The organism is Desulfogranum mediterraneum DSM 13871, from assembly GCF_000429965.1.
Classification (GTDB): Bacteria; Desulfobacterota; Desulfobulbia; order Desulfobulbales; family Desulfobulbaceae; genus Desulfogranum; species Desulfogranum mediterraneum.
The window spans coordinates 134,390-152,309 of the sequence record NZ_AUCW01000015.1; the positions used below are offsets into that span (position 1 = coordinate 134,390).

Genomic DNA, 17,920 nt, shown 5'->3' on the forward strand with positions numbered 1-17,920 from the left:
AATCAGGAACAACGCCCCTCTATGGACAGATAGTTGAGGGTGGTATGCACCGTGAACAGGGGAAAGAGCAGGGCCATGAAAAAGACGTTGAAGACCGGAATCATACTGATGACCGCCGGCAAGAGGCCCAGCTGAAAGGCCTGGCTGCGGTGGAGCCGTACCCAGGATAACTTCCGGCCAAGTTTCCAGCGATACCTGGAGGCAGGGAAATCGATGAACATCAGGGCCGAGTAGAAGACATAGATCAGAAAAACTGCGGCCTGGCCGACCACGGGAATAAAATTCGCCACCAGGGCCACCAGGGTGGCGAGCAGGCCCACCCCACCGATCTTTATCCCCTCCAGGAGATCAACCAGGATACCGCTCACGCTCATGGTCGCCTCCCCGTCCCTGGCCTGGCCGGTAAAACGGTTGGCCGCCAGGTAGCTTAAGAAGACATAACCCGGGGTGGTCAGGCAGTAGGCCAGGAGAAAGGCCAGGTAAAAGGCGATCAGTCGGGAGACAATCAGAAAGAGCCAGCGGATGCCGGTCCAGCCCCAGAAGAGCGGCCACTGCCAAAAGTGGCTGGTCTCCGGCGGCTGGGCAAAGAACTCGCCGACCAGCGAATCGATCAGGTTCAGGCTGCCATAGGCACCGACCCAGGTCAGGATACCGGTGGAGGCGATCAACAGCAGGCTCAGGGTAATCAGTTTAGGGTAACGGAAGATAAACTTTGCCGCATAGCCCAGGGAAACCCAGGGCGGACGGGCAGGAGGCGATGAAGCGGAACAGGTATGCATACGGCTCAGGAAGAAGGATGAGGTTCAATGATTAGAGGACGGCAGGGTCCCGGGGAATGGACAGAGGCGTGAGCCCGGAGAGAACATGGTACAAAAAACGAGGTGCCCGCCGACCCGGCGGGAGGGAGTTTATCAGCCCTGGTAGGCACACCCCACCAGATCAGAGAGGCTGTACTCCACCTTCCGCCCGGCAAGCTCTGCCAGGATCTGCTGCAGCTGCTGGTTATCCTTAAAGGTGACCCGATTCAGGCCCCGCTCTTCCCGGACCAGGTAGCCACGCTCCCTCAGGACCGAGACCGCCTGCTCCAGCTGATGGACCACGATCCCCAGGACAGAAAAATCGTTCATGTAAAAGGTGGGGAACTCGGCCTGGCCGATATTGGCACAACGGTTTTCCACGATGCGAATCGATCCCATGACGTCTCCTCCCGGTTCGTCTGCTCAGGGCTTGATCTCCCCAGAGGGCAAGATCCTCTCTTGCCCGATTGTTAGCCGAAACAAGCTGAGCAGGCAAGCAAAATGTGGCGTCCGTACCTTCCTGGGCCGCGGACAGGGCCGCCCACCCCAGGGCGGATCAAGGGCAGACTTCGGGCCAGGGGCTGTCCAGGACCCTGCGAACCGTCTGGGCAAGAAGCCGGCTGGAGACAGGTTTGTGGAGGTAGGCACAGATACCCTCGGCCAGGGCGCTCTCCCGGTCATAGACATCAAAACTGCCGGTGCAGAGGATCACCCGCTGTCCCGGGCAAAGGGCAAAGATGGCCTTGGCCAGGGTCATCCCGGTGAGCATGGGCATGGTCATGTCGGTGATGACCAGGTCATAGCGCCCAGGATTCTCCTGAAAGGAGGCCAGAGCCGCCGGACTTTCGCTGAAGGCCGTCACCTCATAACCGAGTCGCTCCAGGGTCCGCTGCCAGATCAGGACAATGGCCTCTTCATCATCACAGAGCAGGACCCCCTCCCGGCCACGGGGTAAGGAGAGGATCTCCTCCTGAACTTCTCCAGGGAAGGGATCAGCACAGAGCGGCAGCTCGACTCTGACCTGGGTCCCCTGGCCGAGCCTGCTCTCCACCTCCAGCCCGCCCTTATGACGCTGGGCAATACCGGAGACAATGGAGAGGCCCAGCCCTGTGCCCTGATGATCTTCCTTGGTGGTAAAGAGGGGATCAAAGATCCGGGCCAGCACCTCCGGCCCCATGCCGATGCCGCTGTCTCTGACCTCGAGTCTCTGGTAGCGGCCCGGTCCCAGAGGAAAGGTTCCACCCAGCAGTTCCGGTTGCTCTCTTTCCACCACTCCCAAGCGCAGCGTCAACACCCCACCCTCGGGCATGGCATGGAGGGCATTGGTGCAGAGGTTGAGGATCAACTGGTGCATCTGGGTCGGATCGGCCAGGATCAGATCAGCGGAAGGCTCCAGCTGGGTGACAATCTCGATGCTGCTGGGAAAGGATGCCCGGAGCATCTTGACCAGTTCCTTGACCAGCTGCTCGAGCCTGAGGGGCTTCAGGTCTTCCTTACCCTGCCGGCTGAAGCCCAGGATCTGGCGGACCAGGTTCCTGGCCCGAATCCCGGCCTGCTCCACCTGTTTGAGATCCTCTCGCACCGGCCCGGGACAGGCCTCGGGGTCTGCCAGGATCATGCCGACATACCCCAGGATCACCGAGAGGATGTTGTTGAAGTCATGGGCGATACCGCCTGCCAGCACACCGAGGGCCTCCATCTTCTGGGAGCGACGAAGCTGGATTGCCGTATTTTTCTGCTCCGTGATATCCAGAGAGACCTGCATCCGGACCATTCGCCCGTCCACCCAGGGAACGATCCGGTCATGGTTCTGGTACCAACGTCCGTTGCATGGGCGCAGCCCTTCCCAGATAATATCCGGGCTATCCGGGCTGGTTTGCTTGAGGAGTTGGGGATTGGTGCAGAAGCTACAGGGCTGGTGCTGGTCCTGAAAGGTCCGGAAACAGAGCCGGCCGCGCTGATCCCCGCCGAAATCCCGGCACATCTTATGGTTCATATAGAGGATCTGGAAATCCTCAAGATCGACCACCGAAACATGGGCCTCCATGCCATCCAGGACCGCAAGCAGGCGCTCGTGCTCCCGCTGTTTGCGCTGAAAATCACTCTCCACCTTTTTCCGACTGGAGATGTCAAAGAGCATGACCACAAACTGATCCGCCGCCAGGGGGGAGACCACACATTCAAACCAGCGGTCGGAATAGGGGGAGAAATATTCAAAACTGGATGACTGCCTGCCAACGATCACCTGGTTGCAGGTGTTCAGCCAGTCAAAGGAGCCGCTCTCGATCCCCGGAAAGAGCTGGCTTGCCCTTTTCCCAGCGGGATCCAGGCCGAGCAGACGAATAAATGCCGGATTCACCTCCAGGAAGCGACTGTCCGCAGGCGCACCGTTCCGGTCAAACAGCAGCTGGTGATAACTGATACCGATGGGGCTATCCTGGAAAATCGCCTGATATCTGGCCGGCAACGGAGTCTGGTCCAAGCGCTCCTCTCCCTGTACGGCAGCGGTAGGTGTTGGTTCTGTGTAGCTTGATTGGTCCATGCAGCCTCCATGAGCCCTATGGATCAGAGCTCCATTCCACTGACAAGCCATCATAGTTGCACTATATCCCAAGCAAGATTCCTGGTCAAACAGGCCTGCCACTCCTTTGGGATACGAAAGAGTGGAGATCCGATATCTCGGGAAGACAGAACCAGGGGATACAACCTGGGGAGAAAGGATTTCTTTGCCCAAACCACGGCTTTTGGGTATAGAACTGAAAACTCCTTTGAAAAAATTTATTTCTCGATCAAGCTCAAGCCATGGGAAGATTTGTACCCTAACGCAGAGATTGCAAGAGAAGCAGAAGGTGGCGGCTTCCCCAATTCCTGGACATTTTTTATCGTCCTCTTTCAATCAAAGAGACACCATGATTCCAATACTCAGCTTTATCGGTTGGCATAACTCCGGAAAGACCACCATTGCCAGCCGAGTGGTCCGCCACCTCACAGAGGCCGGTTACAGCGTCGGGGTGATCAAGTCCAGCAAGGAAAGCGGCATTGCCGCTGACCAGCCGGGCACAGACACCCATGGCTATGCCCGGGCCGGGGCAGCGCAGGTGATGCTCGTTACCCCGGACCAGCTGCTCCTGCGCAGCCCTTCCCCGACACAGGACCTGCTCCAGCTGGTCGCCCTCCACTTCAGCACCATGGACCTGGTCCTGGTTGAAGGCTTCAAACACCACCCTGCCCTTGCCAAGATTGAGGTCCATCGGCGCGGTACAGACTTTCTCCATCTCCAGGTAGAGCAGGTGGTTGCCCTGGTGGCGGCAGAAGCTGTCCCGGGCCTTCCCTGGTTCAGCCCTGAGCAGAGCCTGGAGCTGGCCCGATATATCATCACCACCTTCCTCAGTCACCCCGCCATCCCGGAAATCCACAGCCGCCTCTTGGTCAATGGCCGGGAGAGAGAACTCCCTGCCTGGGCAGAGCAGTCGATCCTCCGCACCCTGCATTCGGTGGCCGGCTCCATTACCCGGGATAGGGCAGGGGCTGAGAAGACCCTGGACTTTTCCCTGGTCTCCACCCTGCCCGCCCCTTAATCCGCATCATCACCGCCAGCGGCTGAGCCCTGGCCGGCAGGAATCTCTCCGGCTCGGCAATTATCTCTGGAAGAGCTTCTCCTGACTGTGGTATACTTCCCGCAGAGCAAGCAGTGCACCCTTTGGAAAATACCTCTCCATTCTTTTCCCGGATATCATGACACCCAGCCGTCAACGACCGCAGCCTCCGGATCCCAGCAGTGACGGGGTCATCATCACCGACCGGGGGGGCCGGATCAGCTCCCTCAACCCCCTTGCCCGACAGTTAACCGGCTGGTCAACAGCCCAAGCCCTTGGCAGGCCGCTGGCAGAGGTATTTCAACTCCTCCAGCCATCAAGCGATCAAGCGCCCCCCCCTCAGCTTCCCCAGGCCCTGGCCCAGGGTTCCGGGCTGCAGCTCAACGACCTTCTCCTGCTCCAAGCTACAGGGGAGCGGCTGGTGATTACGGCTTCGGCATCTCCGCTGGAAGATGAACAGGGACAGCCCAGCGGGATGGTCCTGGTTTTTCGCGAGCAGAGAGCTGCGTACCAGGTACAACAGGCCCTGGAAGATAATCAGCGAACCCTTGCCACCCTAATGAGCAACCTCCCGGGCATGGCTTATCGCTGCCGGCTGGAACCTGGATGGACCATGGAGTTTGTCAGCAAGGGCTGCCTGCCCCTGACCGGCTACAGCGCCCAGGAACTCTCCTTCAGCAGCACGGTGAGCTTTGGTGAGCTGATCCATCCCGAAGATCGTCAAGGGGTCTGGGAAGGGGTCACCAGGGCCGTTGCCGCACACCAGCCCTTTCAGCTGGAGTATCGGATTAGCTGCGCCGATGGCCGGGAAAAATGGGTCTGGGAACAGGGACAGGGCGTTTTCGCCCCAGGAACAGATGAACCCCGTCACCTGGAGGGGTTTATCACCGATATCACGGCCCTTAAAAAGGCCGATGAAACCCGCCAACTCCACGAGCTCATCCTCTCCTCCACCGATGACCTGATGTCCTTTGTGGACAACAACCATGTCTACCGATTCGTCAACGATGCCTACCTCAAGGCCTTTGGCCTGAAACGTGAACAGATCCTGGACCACTCCGTTGAAGAGCTGGTCGGCCCGGAGGTCTATCATGAGATCATCAAACCCAAGCTGGACCGGGCCCTGAAGGGGGAGCTTGTTCGCTACGAGACCAGCATCGACTTCCCAGATATCGGGCCCAGGATTCAAAGCATCAGCTACCATCCCTTCACCAATGCCCAGGGAGAGACCAGAGGGGTGGTGGTGGTCTCCAATGACGTTACCTCCATCAAACAGGCGACCGCTGAAAAAGACCGCCTGATGTCGGCCATTGAACAGGCCTCTGAGGTGATCATGATCACCGACAGCCAGGGCGTGATCCAGTACGTCAATCCGGCCTTCAGCCGACTCACCGGTTACAGCAGGGCAGAGGCCATCGGTACCACCCCGAATCTGCTCAAGAGCGGGGCCCACCACCCTGACTATTATCAGGACCTCTGGCAGACCCTGCTTGCGGGCAGGACCTGGGAAGGACACTTTTCCAACCGGAAAAAAGATGGGACCATCTTTGAGGAGGAGGCCACCATCTCACCGGTAAAAAACAGCCAGGGGCTTATCACCAACTTTGTGGCGGTCAAGCGGGACGTCACCCGGGAACGAGCCCTGGAGGAACAACTGCGCCAGGCAACCAAGATGGAGGCGATCGGTACCCTGACCGGGGGCATAGCCCATGACTTTAATAATATCCTGGCAGTGATCATCGGTTATGCGGAGCTGATCCAGATGCGCGTACCACCAGAGTCAGCCACCAATCGAAACCTGGAGCATCTGCTCAACGCCGGCGCCAGGGCAACCGACCTGGTTCAGCAACTCCTCACCTTCAGCCGACAGACCGATCACAGCAGCCAGGAAATACCTGGCCATCTCCTGGTCCGGGAAAGCATCAAGATGCTGCGCGCAACCCTGCCCAGCAGTATCCGGATCGAGGAAGATCTGCCCGACTGCGGCACGGTCCGGGCCAATCCCACCAACATCCAACAGATCGTGCTCAACCTCTGTACCAACGCCGTTCAATCCATGGCCGATGACAAGGGAGATCTCCGGATACGACTCCGCCGCCAACAGCTCAACGCTGCTGACATTCCCCCAGGCCAGGAGGCCCTACCCGGCCCCTTTATGGTCCTGACCGTAGAGGATAGCGGTGCAGGGATTGCTCCCCAGGACATGGCCCGCATCTTTGAGCCCTACTTCACCACCAAACCCATCGGCAAGGGCACCGGCCTGGGGCTGTCCGTGGTCCACGGACTGGTCAGCGACTGCAAGGGCTTTATCAGCGTGGAGAGCAGGCTCAAGCAGGGAACCACCTTTCACGTCTTTCTCCCGGCAGGAAGCGGAGAGGGGGTACCCGCCTCCCGGCTGCCGGTTCAGCTGGTGCCGGAACAAAGCGCCAGCCCGCAGACCATCCTGCTGGTGGATGATGAGGAGATGCTGGTCACCATCAACCAACTGCGACTGGAGAAGGCAGGCTATCTGGTGGAGGCCTTTACCCGCCCCACCGAGGCCCTGAGCGCATTCCACCGGGAACCGGAGCGGTTCAGCCTCTTGATCACCGACCAGACCATGCCCGAGATGGGCGGCCTGGAGCTCTCCCAGGCCATGCTGGCCATCAAGCCATCCCTGCCCATCATCCTCTGTACCGGCTACAGTGCCACGGTTTCTCCTGAGCTTGCCCTCCAGGCAGGGGTTCAACAGTACCTTTGCAAACCCTTGAACACGAGCGAGCTGCTGACGGCTGTCCAAAAGGCACTCAGGCCGAGCTAATGGCAGTCCAAAAATGAGGTGTTTGGCTCAAGGGCTGGAAAAACAGAAAAAAACTGGATTGTATACAGAATTACCTTTTATATCTGGCAGAAATCCCCCCCCGCAGCCTCCTCTGCAGATCCGGGCGCCACACGCCTCAAGCCAGCGGCAATTTACTGCTGCTCCTCTCTCCTCAGGCTCCTGACAAGATTGAAAGAGATACGTTTTTTGCCTTTGCCGCAACGGCAGACATCCAGCAGGCAGAGAGGATTAAAAATGATCCAACTCAGTCAGGTATTCAAAAGACTCAGGACTCCTCAACACGCTGATCTTGCCATTATCGACACCGACGATGGCCGGCCTTGGAAAGGCAAACGTTGACGAATACGAAGAAAAATAGGCTCCTGCATCCATGACTGCGATGATGTCTCCAGGTTGAGCCTCAGGCAGCAATCGGTTTTTTGCGAGCCAATCTGCAGAAGTGCAGATCCTGCCCATAACCTGATAATTTGTGTTCATAGTTGCCTGCATGCGATTGGCGACAAATAGTTCATGGTACTCAAACTCTGCAGGGAAGGTCATGGACAACCTTCCGGCATCGGTTATAAGAAATCGAGTACCATTGGGTTTTGTCTTGACCGACAAGACCTTTGCCAACAATATTTCAGATCTGCTGGTTATAAATCTACCCGGTTCTATCAACAGTTTGGGTATCTTGAGACCAAGTTCCATACAGGAGACCTGCACTGCCGCGACGATCTCCCCTATAAAGAGATCAATGGCCTGAAACATGAGCGGGTCCGCAGGCTTTGGCAGGCAACCAAAGGTTCGATAGAGTCCGTACTCCACGCCACTCATATTTTTGGTTGTCGGTACACCGTAGCCTCCTCCTATATCGAGATATTCGATCTGAATATCCAGCTCCTGCTGTAAGCAGCTGATAAAGGCAAGGGCTTTTTCAGCGTTGATCCTGTGGATCCAGGAATCTTTGGCATTGCTTGTCACACTGAAGTGGACACAGCATAAATCCAGCCATTTTTCGTGGGCAATGATCTCCCTACAGACCTCCATTGCCTCTCCGCTATCGACACTCAAGCCAAACTGCGAGCTGTTTGACAACCCCAGGCGGACGCCGACCCTAGCCCTTCGACCGACGTCTTTGGCTGCCTGTACAATCCGCTGCACCTCTTCCCGATGATCCACGTTAACCGCCAACACATCCATTGTAACAGCAAGGCGCAAACTCTCATCACTCTTGTCGACACCGTTGTAGACCAGCTTGTCACCGGGGACATTCAATTTATGGGCAACCCATAGTTCGTAAGGAGAGATAACCTCCGCACCAAGCCCGTTTTCATGGAGGACTTGTAAAAGAGCTGGTATGCAGTTGGTTTTATATGAGTACAGCACCTTAGACCCTTCTGGCGCCTGGCGCATCGCCCCCATCATCTGCCCAATATCTTTCAAGAGTCTTTGATAATTAACAACCAGCAAGGGGGAGCCATAGTTATTTGCCAACTCTACACAGTCAAAATCGGCAACGCACAAGTGGCCTGCGGTACTTACAGTGCAATCCCAGAGGTCAGGGTCACGCAGCGAACTTGCCTGCTGCCATACGTGTGATTTCTTGACCAATGCCCTCGAAAGCACTCGCCAAAGATAAGGAACAGGATTCATAAGATCAGCCACCGATATCCGGTTACAATTACTTGAAATCAAACAACTTTCTTTGCCAGCTTACGGGTTCCCGTTTTACAGGAGGTGGTTCAAACAGCTCCCACATATCCTGCCGTTTTAAACAGATTTAACTGCAGTAAACGCAAAATTTGTGTAATGGCCTGATCATTTTCCAGAGATCTCATATAGGCCAGATTCAGCATGATAATAAGTCCGATCCAGATTTGCGCCAGGACCGCATTTCTGCTGACACCAAGGAATATTTATATTTTCAACCACATGAAAAACAGCTCAATCTCCCATCGAGCCTTGTAAATATCGGCTATCATTTTGGCGGCGAGGTGAAAGTTGTTGAGTACAGCAGGTCAAGAAAGAGCGTGACGACAGCAAACCCATAGCATTTTCTGTTATCCAACTGGATAATGCTTATTGGGGAGGCAAAAAGCGTGATGGTCGTAGTGGACACGGCGCCACAGGTAAACTTCCTTTTATCGCTCCACTATTCACCAATAATCCGGGCCATCCTATTGAAATGCGCTTTAGCCAAGTTTCCGCTTTTTCCAAAGAAATCATCAAGGCTTGGGCCTCCAAGCATCTCTGTGCAGGTGATAATGTTGTCTCCGATGACCTTAATTGCTTTAATGACCTTGACGAAGCAGGTTTTGACCACAAAACCATTATCACCTGAGGTGGAACAAAAAGTGTCGAGATAGCGAAACTCAAATGGGTTAGTACGATGATCAGTAATGTAAACAGGGCATTGCATGATACTTTTCACTCAGTCAGCAAAATGCATTTCCCTCGATACCTCGCTGAGTCCTGCTTTCGTTTTAACCGCAGATTTGACCTGCGCCAGATGATACCCAGGTTCGTCTATGTGGCACTCAGGGTGCCGCCCTTTCCCCAGAGGCTCATGAAAGTGGCTGAGCTTTGTGGGTAATCAGAATTGACTCAGTATTGTGTCACTATAAGCAATGGACTGAATGTCCTTTTATGTTAATGTGTTAGAGGGGTAACATCACTATACACAGAAGAAGCTCTTCAGTCCTAATCTATTTTCTTAACCGGACAGCAGTGAAGATCAGTAATCGACAACGAGGATTTTCTTAACGGTAGCCGGAATACCAAAGGCCAGCGCCCTTGCCGGAATCGTGCCGCGAACAAGTGATTTCGCTCCAACAACTGAAAATTTTTCAATGGAACTACCAGGCAACAGGGTGGAATCTGCTCCTATCCACACATTCTCATCAATAAGGATCCCTTCACTGTGCCTTGGATAGATTTCGCTTAATCGACTATCAAAAAAGCTCCCTGCATCCTGATGGGTCAACAGGCTGCACCCTGGGCCGACAAGCGAATTTTTGCCGATGGATACTTGAGCAGATAAATCGATCACAACATTTGTTCCTACAAATGCGTTGTTTCCACATTGCAGATTACTGACAGGATATTGTATTTGAATAAACCGTACATTTTCAATCCTCACACCTTCCCCGATACTCGCCCCAAGGAGCTTCAACCAAAGGGCTCGAATCTTGGGATGCGGAAGAAGAGGACTCAAAATGTTGAGCAAAAAATACTTCAAACAGTAGCTCATACAGCTCATATCGATTCACCAGCCAAGAGAGTATCTCAAATTTCACACTTGACCTCTTAGCACAAACCTGCCCTGATCAGTTACGTGAAATTATACCATATTAACATATAAGGCCTCTCTACCTTTGACAGATCTGCTGCAAGAAAAGACAATAACAGCAAAGAGGAAAGGCTTAAATAAACACTACCAAACAACACCAGGCACATCAAGAAGCAAAACGACTGGTTAAGCGAACGAGTCCCCTGACAGAGACTTCAAAACCAGAACCTTGCTCAACAGTAGCGGTATTCGAAATTTCAAGCTCGTCATCCGTCTGGAGTTGTTCACTCTACTCAACCTGATGATCCTGTTCCTGCTCGTTAACACACCTCCTGGGATTACAGGAAAGCAGGGGCTGAGCTTCAAAAAAGGCTATATCCGAATCTCCCAACGAGGTAATTCCTGCCACAACAACAACTGAAAACTCACGATACAATATTAGCATAACTGTCGCCTTTTTTTATTTCGTACTCTGCCTCCCTTGACAAACCATCGCCTGTCGCTCTATCCACAGAACGCCCATCCATGATGCTCTCATGGAAACCCATCGCCCAGTCTCCCCCCCCCCGGCGACCGTTCCTTCTTGACTGGGGAAGAGCTGCTGTTTTCGCTGCAATACACCCATACCGCTTAACCGACTCAGTTGGCCCGCCGGTGCCATGGGCGCATTCGCAACCAACCTACCGGCCCCTCCGGATATTGCCCATGACGATTTCGGAAAGACCAGCGAACCATTGCCCAGCAAGTTAGCCAAACTACACTTTTACCTGACAATTTATTTTAAATAACATTTCACGTTGCCTTAACAGCCAATCTCCTGTAAATATATTTGATATAGGTTGTAGTCCATCTCGACTTGCCTCTCTCTATTCGTCAACAGGAACTCCCCGTTATCCAGGGTAACCGGCAGCAGATCTAGACGTCACCAAGAGATGGGAATCGAATTCGTCACCCAAGCGACAACTCACCAAGCCAAGAGAACTCCATGCCCTTACAAGACCAGGCCATCGATATTCTTACCATCCTCTGGGACAACTTACAGCAAGATCGCCCTCCCCTCGTCCCTGCTGCACAGATCGCCGAAAAAATGGAGATCCATCCAGCCGGCCTTGAACCGGCACTCAAGGTCATGAAGGGGATGGGGGTCATCGAGAGTGATCCGGACCTGCACTACACCCTCATCACGAGGAAAGGTTTGGAATGGTTACAGGAAAAAACTCCTCAGTTACGCGACCGCCAGATCCCCTGCATGCAAGGGAACACCACCATGCCCGAAGAACGCTGGTGGCTGGATAACGCCTAACTCCGCCTTACGCCGCGTAACGTAGCCTAACGCAGTCTAACGCAGTCTAACGCAGCCTTATGCCCTAACCCGGCAGCGCGCGCCGCTCACAAAAAAAATGGGGGGGGGGGGACGGCGGCCCGAACCAAGGATCCAGGTTCAGAGGAGAATTCCCACAAAACGACGTCGATATCAGGACAGAAGCTCTATTCTCATACCCCGGTCCCTCTTTTCTCCACCTCGCCCCTCTTCCCAGCTCGCCTTCTCCCGGGCAGAGCCAGGCCCCTCCCTGCCCTGTCCCACGATTTCCTCTACCATTTTTTCCAACGACCAATTAAAAGAGACTGCAGATACCCTTGGTATCGCCAACCCATCGTGCTACGAACCATGAGGAGAACATGCTATGAAGATCGGATTCATCGGCCTTGGCCATCTGGGCAAGGCCATTGCCGGCAGGCTCATTGACTGTGAACATCAGCTCACGGTATGGAACCGCACCCCAGCCAAGGCAGAGGGCCTCCAGGCAACCCTTGGCCAAAGCCCTGCCACGGTGGTGGAGGCCGCAGAGATCATCTTTCTCTGTATGTTTGACAGTGCTGCGGTTCAGGCCGTGCTCAGCGCAGAAGACGGCGTACTCGCCGGCGATGTCAGGGGAAAAATCGTGGTCGACCTGACCACCAACCACTTTCGTGAGGTGGAGAGCAACCACCGGCTCTGCCGAGCAGCCGGGGCCACCTACCTGGAGGCCCCGGTGCTGGGCAGCGTGGTGCCCGCCACCCAGGGAGCATTGACGGTACTGGTCAGCGGTGAGGAGGAGGGCTTTAGCCGCAGCAAGCCGGTGCTGGAAGACATCGGCCAGCATCTCTTCTTTCTTGGGGAGCCTGGACTGGCCACCAAGATGAAGCTGATCAACAACCTCACCCTGGGCAGTTTCATGGCCACCCTGGCCGAGGCGATCTCCTTTGGCGAGGACGTGGGCATCGACCGGGCAGAGGTGCTGGATATCCTCAGCGTTGGCGGCGGTAATTCCCTGGTCCTCAATGCCAAGAAAGAGAAGCTGCGCAGCGGAGATTTCTCCACCCACTTCTCCAGCGCCCTGATCTACAAGGACCTGCACTGTCTCCAGGACCTGGCCTTCAGCCAGAAACGAGCCCTCTTCACCGGGGCCGTGGCCAAGGAGCTCTATGCCAGGACCTTTGAGGAGGGCATCGATCAGCTGGATTTTTCAGCGGTCTATCAACTCTTCAAGAAATAAGGGCCTGAAAACAAGATCACCCCCTGCCCTGGAGCTGGATAGCCGGAGGACAGGGGGTAATCGCCCTGACGACAGTTTTCTGGCAGCGCACCGCGGTGCAGCTAGGGCTGCGATCGCCTCCTGGCCTTCAGCCGCCGGTAACGAAACCAGAAGCCCGCCCCTGCCAGCACCAGCCCGACCACCATCACCGCGTACTTCACCTCCACCACATCGATGGCCCGGTAGGCCACACCCAGCAGCAGTCCGCCCAGGAGGATAAGCAGCCAGTCGGTGATCACCTGAAAGAGGTTGTTCAGGCGCCGGATCAGGGAGGTGGAGCCTCTGTTGTTTGCCATCAGCCCCTCACTGGTTATTCTTGGCATCTGAACGATTCAGGGCACTGAGCAGGGCCTTGATGGAGGAGATGATGATATCGGTGTCCACCCCGGCACCCCACCAGCCCTCCTGGTCCTGGTCGATGATCTCGATATAGCTCACGGCCTTGGAGGAACTGCCCCTGGTCAGGGCATGCTCATGGTAGGAGTGGAGGGTGAACCCCATGCCCAGACTATTACGCAAGCCTTCACAGAAGGCGTCCAGGGGCCCGTTGCCCACGGCCTCCACCCAGGTCTCCTGGCCATGGACCTCCAGCATGGCCTCAACCTCGGCCGTTGACTGCTCCTCGTCATCATCCAGGTGGCGTTTGATCACGTTAAAGGCCTTGAGCACAAAGCCATTGGCATTGAGCAGGTACTCTTTTTCAAAGGTGTGAAAGATGACCTCCGGGCTCAGCTCATCGCCGCTGGCATCGGCCACCTCCTGGATGACCCGGCCAAAACCGGGGTGCATCTCCTTGGGCAACTTGAAGCCAAACTCCTTATCCATCACATAGGCCACCCCGCCCTTGCCGGACTGGCTGTTGATCCGAATGATCGACTCATAGGTCCGGCCCACATCCTGGGGATCGATGGGCAGGTAGGGCACCTCCCAGAGGCTCTCCGGATGGGCCAGGAGGGCATCCATGCCCTTGTTGATGGCGTCCTGATGGGAACCGGAAAAGGCAGTATAGACCAGCTCCCCGGCATAGGGATGCCTGGGAGGAACATTCATCTTGGTGCAGCGCTCGTAGACGTTGATCACCTTGTTGATATTGGAGAGATCCAGGTTGGGGTTCACCCCCTGGGTGAACATGTTCAGGGCCAGGGAGACCAGATCCACGTTGCCGGTGCGCTCGCCGTTGCCGAACAGGGTGCCCTCCACCCGGTCGGCCCCGGCCATCAGGGCCAGCTCGGTGGCAGCCACCGCCGTGCCCCGGTCGTTGTGACCATGGATGCTGATCAGCGCGCACTCGCGACTGGAGAGGTTGCGGCAGAACCACTCAATCTGGTCGGCGTAGATGTTGGGAGTGGACATCTCCACCGTGGCCGGCAGGTTGAGGATCACCGGGTTTTCCGGGGTGGGCTCCCAGACCTCCATGATCGCCTCACAGATCTCCAGGGCAAATTCGAGCTCTGTGCCGGTGAAGCTCTCAGGCGAGTACTCATAGCGGATACGGACGTCGCTGTCCCTGGCCTGCTCACGGATCAGCCTGGCCCCTGCCATCCCGAGCTCGATGATCTCCCTGCGGCCCTTGCGGAAGACCACATCCCGCTGCAGGGTGGAGGTGGAGTTATAGAGATGGACAATGGCCTCCTCTGCCCCGACAAAGGAGGCAAAGGTCTTACGGATCAGGGCAGCCCGGGACTGGGTCAAGGCCTGGATCACCACCCCGGGCGGGATCCGCTGGCCGTCGATGAGCAGACGCATGAAATCAAACTCCACCTGAGATGCTGCCGGGAAGCCGACCTCGATCTCCTTGAAGCCGATGGCAGTGAGCAGCTCAAACATCTCCAGCTTTTCCTCGAGATTCATCGGCTGCACCAGGGCCTGGTTGCCGTCCCTGAGATCCACACTGCACCAGACAGGGGCGGTCTCGATGGTTTGATCCGGCCAGGTACGATCAGGGAGGTTCACCCGGCTATAGGGTTGGTATTTTCTGGTTGTGACAGCATCCATTGGCATCTCCACTGCGTTCAAAAAACAAAAAAAAAGCCACGGTTTATACAAACCGTGGCTGGAAGGGGCGGGTCTAATCGTCTACTCAGGATAAGGCTCCCTCTTCTCCCACGGCGGTGGTAGCTAGTTCATTCAGGAGTAGGAGTAGAGCGAGTTCGAAGGTCATTGGGCCATATTACGTTGGTATTCATGGTCATTGGTATGGATTCTATAGTACAGCCCGATTTTTGATTGTCAAGAAAGTTTTTCCCCTCCCCGGGCTCCCCAACCCGGACACAATCATACCACTTTGCCGGATCCGGCTAGGGAGCGGCCTGCTGTTTGCTGCGGTTCTTCTGCTCCAGGGTCTTAACGATCAACCGATAGGCAATATAGTACTTATAGATGTTGGAGACGTACTGGACCGTCTCCCGGCCGATGCGTTTGGCGGCAATCAACTCCACGTTGTTGAACCAGACATTGGGGTCCAGGCCACCCTCTGCAGCCTCTTTGCGCAGCCGGGCAACCCGGGCAGGACCGGCGTTGTAGGAGGCAAAGGCAAAGAGGTGGCGGTTGACCGGATCCATCTGCTCACCGGCGTAGTAGCGATCCACCATGAAACGGAGGTACTTGGTACCGGCGTGGACATTCTGCTCCAGGATATGGATATCCTTGATCCCCACATTGGGATCTGCAGCCGTACTGGGCAGCACCTGCATGATGCCCACGGCACCGGCCCTGCTCTTCTTGGACTGATCAAGCCCTGATTCCTGGTAGGCCAGGGCGCCGATCATGATCCAGTCAAAGGCGTACTTTCGGCCATACTTGCGCAGCAGGGCAATCACTGTCTTGAACTTTTCCAGCTGTTCCTGGCTGGTGTTGTTGCTGAGATAGCGACGATCCTTGAGATAACGCCTGGCCAGCATGTTGAAGTGGAGGCTGCCCTGGCGGTGTCCACGGACAAAACGGTTGACCTCCTCCTTCAAGAGGGGGCTGCCCTGGCGGATGGCCCAGCCGATTCTGCCGCCCCGGCGGAGGACAAGCCCATCGTGGACGACCAGGCCGGGAAAGACCTCTGCCCAGACCCTGGCCTTATGGAGATCAACCACCACCATGGGGATCAGGCCGGCACTGACCATCTCCAACAGGTCTTCATCTTCCAGGTACGGATCGGCTGCCCGGATGCGCACCGGTTTCTTGGCCGTGGCCTGGAGGGTCTTGTTCAGCCGGAGCAGGCTCTCATGGTAACTGGAGGATTTCCTGACATAGACCTCCCTGGCGGAGAGTTCAAACAGACTCTTCAGGCCGGAGACAGCGGCAGTGCTGACCACCACCTCCCTGGCATCGTCATAGAAGGGCTCGCTAAAATCGACCTTGTGCAAGCGCTCCGGAGTAATGGTCAGGTTGCCGGCAGCCACATCGCCGTAGCCCTGGGCAAGGTCGGTCAGGAGGCGATCCCTGGGGGTGGGAATCACCACGGCCTTGATCCTGATGTGTCCCTTCTGGCGGTGATCGTTGACCTCCTCTTCAAACAACTTGATCATCTCGTAGCTCAGGCCGCGCTGATGGGCCTGATCGAGGAAGTAGAAGGTCTTGCTGAAGGGGACCAGGAAGCGGATCACATGGGCCTGCTCCAGCTGATCAAGATCCCCCAGCCGGATCTCGTTGTGATAGATATCCAGCTCATTTTCTGCAGCAAGAACCGGCATGCCGCCGAGGCTGCAGAGCAACAGCAGGGCCGCTGCCGAACACCACCGTTGCACACGAGTCGAAAACTGCCTCACCATGGTGCCCCTTGACCGCGCGCCGACCTTCATGGAACCACCCCCTTACAATCGATGAACAGCAGAGAAGGACAAGGCGGATCAGCCTTGACTGCGGAAAAATTGTTCCGCCAGGTCGACTTCCTGCCTGGAGCCGATGATCAGGGGAACCCGCTGATGAAGGGAGGTCGGCTCGATATCGAGGATCCGGCGACCGTCATCGGTGATGGCCCGACCACCGGCCTGTTCCACCACCATGGCCAGGGGTGCCGCCTCGTAGAGCAGCCGCAGCTTACCCTCTGACTTTTCCGGACTCTTCTTGTCCCTGGGATAGAGGAAGATGCCGCCCTTGACCAGGTTACGGTGAAAATCCGCCACCAGGGAGCCGATGTAGCGCAGGCTGTAGGGCCCCATCCCCTCTTTCTCCTCCTTTAAACGGGTGATGAAGTCGCGGGTGGCGTCAAACCAGTAGTTGCTGTAGGCCTCGTTGACCGAGTAATAGGGACAGACGGCGGGAATGGTGATATCCGGGTGGGATAGGAAGAATTCGCCCACACTGGGATCCAGGGTAAAGCCATGGACCCCGGAGCCGGTGGTGTAGACCATCACCGTGGAAGAGCCGTAGATGATGTAGCCGGCTGCCACCTGCCTGGAGCCCTTCTGGAGAAGGTCGGCCTCACTGCCCTGGCCGCTGCTGGAGAGGCGACGATGGATGGAGAAGATCGTGCCGATACTGACATTGACATCGATGTTGGAGGAGCCGTCCAGGGGATCAAAGGCTATGGTATACTCCCCCTCATAGCCCTGGAGCACCGGGATCACCTCGTCATCCTCTTCCGAGGCCATCACGCAGACATAGCCGCACTGCTCCATCCGCCGCTTGATGGTCTGGTTGGCAAAGACATCCAGCTTCTGGACCGTCTCCCCCTGGATGTTGGTCTTTCCCGACTGACCGAGGATGTCGGCCAGGCCGGCCATGTTGACCTCGGCACTGATGATCTTCCCGGCCACAACCAGGTCATTGAGCAGGCCGGTCAACTCACCGGTGGCCTCGGGATGAAGTAACTGATCATCCATGATCTGTCGGGATACGGTGATCCCTTTTCGCTTAACTAACATTGC

13 protein-coding genes and 2 pseudogenes are annotated in these 17,920 nt (G+C 56.2%); 5 read left to right on the forward strand and 10 right to left on the reverse strand.

The genetic code is table 11. The features are described from left to right. Positions 1 to 2: 2 nt before the first annotated feature. The 3 genes from G494_RS0107830 to G494_RS25285 form a co-directional block, all read right to left on the reverse strand. The gene (locus G494_RS0107830) at positions 3 to 779 is read right to left on the reverse strand and encodes an EI24 domain-containing protein (protein ID WP_028584089.1); all 777 of its coding nucleotides are present in this window, start codon (positions 777 to 779) and stop codon (positions 3 to 5) included. 132 nt (positions 780 to 911) lie between these two features. Next, entirely contained in the window at positions 912 to 1,196 is a 285-nt protein-coding gene (locus G494_RS0107835) for a hypothetical protein (protein ID WP_028584090.1), read from the reverse strand. A 157-nt stretch (positions 1,197 to 1,353) separates the two neighbouring features. Then, positions 1,354 to 3,339: a PAS domain-containing hybrid sensor histidine kinase/response regulator gene (locus G494_RS25285; RefSeq protein ID WP_161629953.1), complete on the reverse strand. Its 1,986-nt coding sequence runs from the start codon at positions 3,337 to 3,339 to the stop codon at positions 1,354 to 1,356. Positions 3,340 to 3,706: 367 nt separating this feature from the next. Between G494_RS25285 and mobB the strand changes: the two genes are divergently transcribed. Then, positions 3,707 to 4,375: a molybdopterin-guanine dinucleotide biosynthesis protein B gene (mobB, locus tag G494_RS25290; RefSeq protein WP_051305515.1), complete on the forward strand. Its 669-nt coding sequence runs from the start codon at positions 3,707 to 3,709 to the stop codon at positions 4,373 to 4,375. A 157-nt stretch (positions 4,376 to 4,532) separates the two neighbouring features. After that, on the forward strand, positions 4,533 to 7,193 hold the full coding sequence (locus G494_RS25295) for a hybrid sensor histidine kinase/response regulator (protein ID WP_051305516.1): 2,661 nt from the start codon (positions 4,533 to 4,535) through the stop codon (positions 7,191 to 7,193). Positions 7,194 to 7,442: 249 nt separating this feature from the next. Here the strand turns inward: G494_RS25295 and G494_RS22485 are convergent, their stop codons facing one another. Together G494_RS22485 and G494_RS28055 are read right to left on the reverse strand one after the other, a co-directional pair. After that, positions 7,443 to 8,849 (reverse strand): diaminopimelate decarboxylase family protein, encoded by a 1,407-nt coding sequence (locus G494_RS22485; protein ID WP_208597648.1) that lies wholly within the window; start codon positions 8,847 to 8,849, stop codon positions 7,443 to 7,445. A 263-nt stretch (positions 8,850 to 9,112) separates the two neighbouring features. Continuing rightward, positions 9,113 to 9,196 (reverse strand): annotated as a pseudogene (locus G494_RS28055) (transposase); the annotation flags it as partial. A gap of 68 nt (positions 9,197 to 9,264) precedes the next feature. On the opposite strand from G494_RS28055, the pseudogene G494_RS28060 reads away from it, so the two are divergent. Further along, positions 9,265 to 9,789: pseudogene (locus tag G494_RS28060) on the forward strand (IS1595 family transposase). A gap of 141 nt (positions 9,790 to 9,930) precedes the next feature. Here the strand turns inward: G494_RS28060 and G494_RS0107870 are convergent. Beyond that, positions 9,931 to 10,434, reverse strand: a complete 504-nt coding sequence (locus G494_RS0107870; protein ID WP_208597649.1) for an acyltransferase — start codon at positions 10,432 to 10,434, stop codon at positions 9,931 to 9,933. Between the two features lie 1,036 nt (positions 10,435 to 11,470). Between G494_RS0107870 and G494_RS0107875 the strand changes: the two genes are divergently transcribed. Then, positions 11,471 to 11,788 carry a hypothetical protein gene (locus G494_RS0107875; protein ID WP_028584092.1) on the forward strand — a complete coding sequence of 106 codons (318 nt, stop codon included), beginning with the start codon at positions 11,471 to 11,473 and terminating at the stop codon, positions 11,786 to 11,788. A 382-nt stretch (positions 11,789 to 12,170) separates the two neighbouring features. Next, positions 12,171 to 13,022: an NAD(P)-dependent oxidoreductase gene (locus tag G494_RS0107880; RefSeq protein ID WP_028584093.1), complete on the forward strand. Its 852-nt coding sequence runs from the start codon at positions 12,171 to 12,173 to the stop codon at positions 13,020 to 13,022. Between the two features lie 101 nt (positions 13,023 to 13,123). Here the strand turns inward: G494_RS0107880 and G494_RS25300 are convergent, their stop codons facing one another. The 4 genes from G494_RS25300 to fbp form a co-directional block, all read right to left on the reverse strand. Next, positions 13,124 to 13,357 carry a hypothetical protein gene (locus tag G494_RS25300; protein WP_028584094.1) on the reverse strand — a complete coding sequence of 78 codons (234 nt, stop codon included), beginning with the start codon at positions 13,355 to 13,357 and terminating at the stop codon, positions 13,124 to 13,126. Positions 13,358 to 13,364: 7 nt separating this feature from the next. Next, positions 13,365 to 15,056: a 2-isopropylmalate synthase gene (leuA, locus tag G494_RS0107890; protein ID WP_028584095.1), complete on the reverse strand. Its 1,692-nt coding sequence runs from the start codon at positions 15,054 to 15,056 to the stop codon at positions 13,365 to 13,367. Between the two features lie 302 nt (positions 15,057 to 15,358). Continuing rightward, positions 15,359 to 16,798, reverse strand: coding sequence for an MltF family protein (locus G494_RS22495; RefSeq protein ID WP_161629955.1), 1,440 nt, complete (start codon positions 16,796 to 16,798; stop codon positions 15,359 to 15,361). Positions 16,799 to 16,900: 102 nt separating this feature from the next. Beyond that, a complete protein-coding gene (fbp, locus tag G494_RS0107900) occupies positions 16,901 to 17,917 on the reverse strand; it encodes a class 1 fructose-bisphosphatase (RefSeq protein ID WP_028584096.1) in 1,017 nt (338 codons plus the stop codon). Between the last annotated feature and the right edge of the window lie 3 nt (positions 17,918 to 17,920).

Bases quoted from the DNA above. Each gene is read 5' to 3' on its own strand.
- fbp (WP_028584096.1), bottom strand. From the start codon at position 17,917: ATGTTAGTTAAGCGAAAAGGGATCACCGTATCCCGACAGATCATGGAT.
- G494_RS0107880 (WP_028584093.1), top strand. From the start codon at position 12,171: ATGAAGATCGGATTCATCGGCCTTGGCCATCTGGGCAAGGCCATTGCC.
- G494_RS25300 (WP_028584094.1), bottom strand. From the start codon at position 13,357: ATGGCAAACAACAGAGGCTCCACCTCCCTGATCCGGCGCCTGAACAAC.
- G494_RS25285 (WP_161629953.1), bottom strand. From the start codon at position 3,339: ATGGACCAATCAAGCTACACAGAACCAACACCTACCGCTGCCGTACAG.
- G494_RS0107835 (WP_028584090.1), bottom strand. From the start codon at position 1,196: ATGGGATCGATTCGCATCGTGGAAAACCGTTGTGCCAATATCGGCCAG.
- mobB (WP_051305515.1), top strand. From the start codon at position 3,707: ATGATTCCAATACTCAGCTTTATCGGTTGGCATAACTCCGGAAAGACC.
- G494_RS0107830 (WP_028584089.1), bottom strand. From the start codon at position 779: ATGCATACCTGTTCCGCTTCATCGCCTCCTGCCCGTCCGCCCTGGGTT.
- G494_RS0107875 (WP_028584092.1), top strand. From the start codon at position 11,471: ATGCCCTTACAAGACCAGGCCATCGATATTCTTACCATCCTCTGGGAC.
- G494_RS25295 (WP_051305516.1), top strand. From the start codon at position 4,533: ATGACACCCAGCCGTCAACGACCGCAGCCTCCGGATCCCAGCAGTGAC.
- G494_RS22485 (WP_208597648.1), bottom strand. From the start codon at position 8,849: ATGAATCCTGTTCCTTATCTTTGGCGAGTGCTTTCGAGGGCATTGGTC.
- leuA (WP_028584095.1), bottom strand. From the start codon at position 15,056: ATGGATGCTGTCACAACCAGAAAATACCAACCCTATAGCCGGGTGAAC.